Raw genomic sequence first — 6,242 nt, forward strand, 5'->3', positions numbered from 1 at the left:
GCCAGCTCGGTCTCGCGGGCCCGGACCACACTGTGCTGGGGCACCGCCTGCTCGACGGCCCGGGTCAGCTCGCGCATCGCGGTCAGGCGGGTCTCGGCGGCGTCGACCGCCTCGTCGTCGGCGTCGGTCAGCCCGGCCAGCAGCTGGTCGAGGGTGGCCAGCTGGGCCTCCGCCTTCGTCGCGCGGGTCGAGGCCTTGGCCTGGACCTCCTCGTAGACGTGCAGGCCGAGCAGGTTGACCAGGATCTGCTGGCGGGTGGCCGGCTTGGCGTGCAGGAAGTCGGCGAACTGGCCCTGCGGCAGGATCACGCAGCTGGTGAACTGCTCGTACGGCAGCCCCACCGCCTCGACGATCGCACTGTCCATCTCGGCCGGGGTCCCGGCGAGCACGTCGCCGAGGTCCTCCAGGCTCATCCCGGTGTCGAGCCGGGTCACGTCGAAGCCCGGCGGCATGAGCTGCAGGCCCGCGCCGGCCGTCTTGACGTTGCCCCGGCCGTCGCGGCGCACCACCCGGGTCGCCACGTAACGGGAACCGGCGGACTCGAAGACGAGCCGCACCCGGGCCTCGGTGGCCGAGGGCGCCAGCGCGTTGCCGATGCCGCGGCTGCCGCCCCAGCGGGGCACGCTGCCGTAGAGGGCGAAGCAGATGCCGTCGAGCACCGTGGACTTGCCCGAGCCGGTCGGCCCCACCAGCGCGAAATAGTCCGCGTCGGTGAAGTCGACCGTGGTCTCCTCCCGGAAGACCGTGAAACCGGCCATGTCGAGCCGTAGCGGCCTCATGAGTGGGTGCTCACCTCGTCGTAGAGCTCGTCGAAGAGTTCCCGGACGCCTTCCTCGGCGTTGCCGCGACTGTCCAGGTAGTCGCCGAAGAGCTGGCGGGGGCTGCGCCCGGCGCGCTGCGCCATCCGCTCCCCGGCCCGGTCGGGGACCATGTCCGGATCGATGCGCACCTCCAGGGCGTTGGGCAGGAGCTCCTGGACGTCCTCGCGCAGCCCGACCCGTGGCGTCTCACGGACGAATACACGCAGCCAGGCATCCGGAAGGTTCACCGTGGCGAGCTGGTCGAGCGAGCCGCGTACGGTGCGCAGCATCTTGGCCGAGGTCACGGGCACATCGCGGACTTTGGCCGCCTTTTCGGCCGAGACGTCCACGATCGCGACAGAGCTGATGTTCTCCTCCTCGCCGAAGTCGACGGCGAGGGGGCTGCCGCTGTAACGCACCGGGCAGGGGCCGATGACCGCCTGGGAACGGTGCAGGTGGCCCAGGGCGACATAGTGCGTGCCGGGCGGGAAGACGGTGGCCGGGACCGCGTACCCCATGACGGTGTGGGCCTCGCGCTCGCCGCCACCGGCGCTGGCACCGACCACGGTCAGGTGGGCGGTAAGCAGGTTGACCACGCCGGGCTCGCCGAAGTCCTCCGCGAGCCGGGCGATCAGCCGGGCGATGTGGTCGGCGTACGTCTGGCTGGCCTCGGCCGCGGTCAGCTCGTACATCTCCACGGCGCGGATCGCGTAGCGCTGGGAGAGGAACGGCAGCGCGGCCAGCCGCCAGCGCTCACCGCCGGCGGTCGTCCCGGTCAGGATCAGGTCGTCGGGCTTGTCGCGGACGGACCCGCGCAGCGTGATCCCGGCCGCCTCGGCCCACGGGCGCAGCGCGTCCAGCGCCTGGCCGTTGTCGTGGTTGCCGCCGATCGCGATCACCGTGGCGCCGGTCTGCCGCAGCGCGGACAGCGCCCGGGTCACCACGCGGACGGCGTCCGGCGAGGGCGCGGCCGTGTCGTAGAGGTCACCGGCGATGATCACGAGGTCGGGCTGCTCGGCCCGGGCGATCTCCACCACCTGGCCGAGCACCTTGATGTGTTCCTCGTGCCGGGTCCGGCCCTTCAGAACCTTCCCGACGTGCCAGTCGGATGTGTGCAAGATGCGCATCGCTGAACCCTAGAACGGGATGTCGTCGTCGGACGAACCGCCGCGGCCGCCGACCACCGCGAACGGGTCGACCCCCTGCACGATCGAGCGCATCGTGGCTGCCGGGGGCGGTCCCGACTCGGACTTGCGGGTGGCCCAGGCCGGGAACGGGAACTCGACACACAGTGGGACGGGGATGTCCGGCTGGTTGACGAACATCGTGCCGGGCCGGGCCAGCAGGGCCCGCTGGCGCATCGCCGGGGGCAGGAAGCCGTACTCCGGGCGGGACGCCTCGGCCGGGTCGAGGCGGCCGACCACCCGGATCGCCGAGTTGGTGACGATCCGGCGTTCGACCTCGCTGGCGGTCTGCTGCGCGCCGATCAGGATCACGCCCAGCGAGCGGCCGCGTTCGGCGATGTCGAGCAGCACCTCCTTGATCGGCGACGAGCCCTCGCGGGGTGCGTACTTGTTGAGCTCGTCGAGCACGACGAACAGCAGCGGGCGGCCGGTGCCCGACTTCTCCTTGTCGTCGAACTCCGTCTTGAGGGTCACACCGACCACGAAGCGCTGGGCGCGGTCCGGCAGATTGTGCAGGTCGACGACGGTGACCTGGGCGCTCTCGGCGGTCTTGATCTGGTGCGGGCGGCGGGCGGCCAGGTCGCCGCGGATGAGCCGGGCCAGGTCGCGCTTGCTGCCGATCAACCGGCGGGCGAACGCGTTGACCGTGCCCATGTTGACCGCGCTGCCGGCCCAGGTGGAACGGGTCTCGTCGTCGGTGAGCTGGTCGACGACGTGGTCCACGAGGTCGCCGTACGACGACAGCCGCCGGCCGTCGATGCTGATGCCACCCTCGGCGGGCACCGCGTGCCGGGCCAGGTGCGCGGTCACCGAGTGGACCACCATCGTGTACTGCTGGCGTTCGTCGTCGGCGTCGGCGAAGACGTACGGCAGCAGCCGCTTCTCGCAGAACTCCTCGAGCGTCCAGTAGAAGCTGTCGACCCCGGTGAGCCGGCTCTGCACGTCGGGCGCCCCGGAGGAGTCACCGGCCCGCGGCGGCGCGTAGACCCGCACGTCGGGGAACGGGGTGGCGGGCAGGCCGAGCCGCGCGTACGCCGCCTCGGTGGCCTCGTCGAGCTTGGTGTTGGGGTGGTCGAGGAAGAGCAGGTCCTCGCCCTTGACGTTGAAGATCAGGGCGCGGGCGTTGACCGCGTCGCCGCCGAGCTGCCCGGACCGGAACACCGAATAGAGCAGGAAGGTGGCGAAGCTGGTCTTGGTGGCCACGCCCGAGATGCCGGAGATGGACACGTGCGCGCCGCGGGTGCCGTCGAGGAAGTCGGCGTTGAGGAAGACCGGCACGCCGTCGCGGCCCGTGCCCATCGGGACCCGCCGCTCCATCCGGTCGAAGTGCAGGGCCGCGTCGCGCGCGGCGCCGGAGGCCCGGTGCACGACGGCGCCGGGCGCGGGCGGCACGTAGAGCTCCGGGTCGACCCGGGTGGTGGTGATCTCGGCCGCCTCCTGCACCAGGGCCGGCAGGGTGCCCTCGGCGATGGCGAAGACGTCGGAGTCGAACTGCGCGCCCTCGTGCCGGGCGCGGACCTGGGTCACCACGCCGGCGATGGTCACCGGCTCGCGGCCGGGCAGCTCGCGCTTGGTCACCACGACGTCGTCGAGCTGCAGGTAGCTGCCCGGCGTGACCGCCGTCCAGAACTGCAACGGGGTGGCGTCGGCGGTGCCGAGGACACGCCCGACCGGTTCGCTTACTTCGACCACTTCGTCAGACACGCCGATCATGTTGCACCAGACGTATGACAAACGACGGACGGCACGTCGGTTGGCATGCGTTGTCCACAACTTCTAGGGGTCATCCACAGGGTTGTCCACAACTTCTAGCGGCTGCGGGCGTACCGGAGAAATAGCATGTCCCCGTCGGCCAGGAGGCCGGCCAGCGACATCTCCCGCGGCGGGCCGTCGGGCCCGGCCGCGATCCGGCCGGCACCGCCGGCGACCAGCCGGGGTGAGACCGTCAGGCACAGCTCGTCGACCAGATCGGCGGCGATCATCGCGCCGAAAAGGTGCGGGCCGCCCTCGCAGAGCAGCTGGGTCGCGCCCCGCGCGTGCAGCTCGCGGACCGCCGCGGCGAGATCGACCGATTCCTCACCCACGGTGACGATGTCGGCCACCTCAGCCAGGGCTGCCCGGCGGTCGGCGGAGGCTCCGGCGTGGGTGACGATCAGCGGCCGGATCGGGGCGTCCGAGAAGATGAGCTGCTCCGGGTCCAGATCGAGAGAACCCGAGACGACCACCATGAGCGGGAACTCGCTCAGGCCGTGGGCCCGGCGCCACTCCCGCGCCGGCCCGGTCAGCCGTAACGCGTCGTAGTTCTCGGTGCGGACCGTGCCCGCCGCGACCACCAGCGCGTCGCAGAGCATCCGCAGTGTGTCGAAGATCATTTTGTCGCCCGGACCACCGAGGCCGGCGGACTTGCCGTTCACCGTCACGGCGCCGTCGATGCTGGCCACGAAATTCACCCGCAGGGTGGGCTCCGGGCGGCGCGGATAGCTGGCGACCAGGTCGGCCTCACGGACGTCGATCACGGTGACGCCGGGCCCGTGACCGGCGGAGTCGGCTCGACGGGACGGTGCTGGCAGTCGCACCACGACCCGCCCCGGCAGTCCTCGTGACGGCGCTCGCGGCAAGCGTGACAGATCATCCCTGAACCCTAGGCGCCCGGCGTCGCGCGGGCAGCCCAGAACCCGGCAAGGTCAAATCTGACAGCGTACGGGCGAGACATCGGCGGTCCTGAGGGCGATAATGCCCGGATGACCAGGCAACCCGTCCGTGCACCGGGTCGACCGACGCTCGACGCCGTCGCGGCGCGCGCCGGCGTCGGCCGCGGCACCGCATCGCGCGTCCTGAACGGGTCGTCGCAGGTCAGCGCGCAGGCCAAGGCCGCCGTCGAGGCCGCCATCCAGGAGCTGGGCTACGTCCCCAACCGGGCGGCGCGCTCCCTGGTGACCCAGCGGACGGACTCGGTGGCGCTGGTCGTCTCCGAGTCGCAGGAGCGCGTCTTCGGCGAGCCCTTCTTCGCCGGCGTGCTGCGCGGCATCAATGCCGCCCTGCTCGAGACGCCGCTGCAGCTGTGGCTGGCGATGGCCGCGTCCCCCGAGCAGCGCGAGCGGGTCGAGCACCACCTGACCGGCCAGCACGTCGACGGCGTCCTGCTGCTCTCCCTGCACGACGACGACCCGCTGCCGGCCGTGCTGCGCGAGCGCGGCATGCCGTTCGTGTTCGGTGGCCGCTCCGCGCGCGCCGCCGAGAGTGACTTCCTGGTCGACGTCGACAATTCCGCGGGCGCCCGCAAAGCGGTCGAATACCTGATCGGCAACGGCGCCCGGCGGGTCGCCACGATCGCCGGGCCGCAGGACATGGAGGTCGGCCGGGCCCGGCTGGCCGGCTACCGCGCGGCGGTGAGCGGTCCGGAGCTGGTGGCGTACGGCGACTTCAGCGAGGCCGGCGGGGCCAAGGCGATGCGGGCCCTGCTCGACCGCGAGCCGGATCTCGACGCCGTCTTCGTCGCCTCCGACCTGATGGCCAGCGGGGCGTTGCGCGCCCTGCGTGAAGCGGGCCTGCGCGTGCCGCAGGATGTGGCGGTCATCGGCTTCGAGGACGCACCGGTGGCCCGCCAGTGCGAGCCCCCGCTGACCACGGTCCACCAGCCGGTCGAGGAGATGGGCCGGCGCATGGCCGAGCTGCTGGTGTGCCGGATCCGCCGCGAGCCGGTCGAGATTTCCCACGTTCTGCTCGACACCCATCTGGTCCGTCGCGCGTCCGCCTGACCCGTCCTACCCTGAAGTGTGATTCCGGGCATATCTCTGCCCCTTGACGGCCGGGACACGGCGCCGCAACGGGTGTGAAACGCCGGTTGGGCAATCTGGGCGCTTGGGACGGTACTGCCGTGCCGTTCTCCAGACGGGAGGAGTTGCATGTTGCTGCGGGTACGGGTCACTCTGCCGGACCGCCCTGGAGCCCTCGGTCAGGTCGCGCGCACGCTCGGCGTCGCCGGGGCCGACATCGTCCAGGTCGTCGTGCTGGAGCGGCTCGGCGGGCGGGCCGTGGACGACTTCACCGTCGTCTGGCCGGGTGCCTCCCGCGTCGAACGACTCCTGGCCGGCCTCGCCGCCATCCCCGGTGTGCAGGTCGACGGCGTCTGGCGGGCGATCGGCGCACCGGTCTCCGGCGGTCACGACGCCGAGCTGCTGGCCCAGGTCGCGGCCAATCCGGCGGACGGGCTGGCCACGCTGGTCGACGCCGTACCCGGGCTGCTGGCCGCCGACTG

The 6,242-nt window shown here is 72.0% G+C and carries 5 protein-coding genes and 1 pseudogene; 2 read left to right on the forward strand and 4 right to left on the reverse strand.

The window, feature by feature from the left end; translation table 11 throughout:
• From AB0C29_RS28700 to AB0C29_RS28715, 4 genes are all read right to left on the reverse strand, one after another.
• Nucleotides 1–779: SMC family ATPase (locus tag AB0C29_RS28700; protein WP_360826354.1), on the reverse strand; the 779-nt coding region annotated here is incomplete at its 3' end.
• Nucleotides 776–1,927 carry an exonuclease SbcCD subunit D gene (locus tag AB0C29_RS28705; protein WP_360826357.1) on the reverse strand — a complete coding sequence of 384 codons (1,152 nt, stop codon included), beginning with the start codon at nucleotides 1,925–1,927 and terminating at the stop codon, nucleotides 776–778. The genes AB0C29_RS28700 and AB0C29_RS28705, both read right to left, overlap by 4 nt.
• A 9-nt stretch (nucleotides 1,928–1,936) precedes the next feature.
• The gene (locus AB0C29_RS28710; RefSeq protein ID WP_212987633.1) at nucleotides 1,937–3,688 is read right to left on the reverse strand and encodes an ATP-binding protein; all 1,752 of its coding nucleotides are present in this window, start codon (nucleotides 3,686–3,688) and stop codon (nucleotides 1,937–1,939) included.
• A 104-nt stretch (nucleotides 3,689–3,792) separates the two neighbouring features.
• Nucleotides 3,793–4,500, reverse strand: coding sequence for a pyrimidine reductase family protein (locus AB0C29_RS28715; protein WP_360826360.1), 708 nt, complete (start codon nucleotides 4,498–4,500; stop codon nucleotides 3,793–3,795).
• 225 nt (nucleotides 4,501–4,725) lie between these two features.
• Here AB0C29_RS28715 and AB0C29_RS28720 point away from each other — a divergent pair, with 225 nt between their 5' ends.
• Both AB0C29_RS28720 and AB0C29_RS28725 read left to right on the forward strand, forming a co-directional pair.
• Entirely contained in the window at nucleotides 4,726–5,742 is a 1,017-nt protein-coding gene (locus tag AB0C29_RS28720; RefSeq protein WP_360826364.1) for a LacI family DNA-binding transcriptional regulator, read from the forward strand.
• A gap of 147 nt (nucleotides 5,743–5,889) precedes the next feature.
• A pseudogene (locus AB0C29_RS28725) lies at nucleotides 5,890–6,242 on the forward strand (amino acid-binding protein); the annotation flags it as partial.

Origin of the sequence: Actinoplanes sp. NPDC048791, assembly GCF_040650095.1 — a bacterium.
Classification (GTDB): domain Bacteria; phylum Actinomycetota; class Actinomycetes; order Mycobacteriales; family Micromonosporaceae; genus Actinoplanes.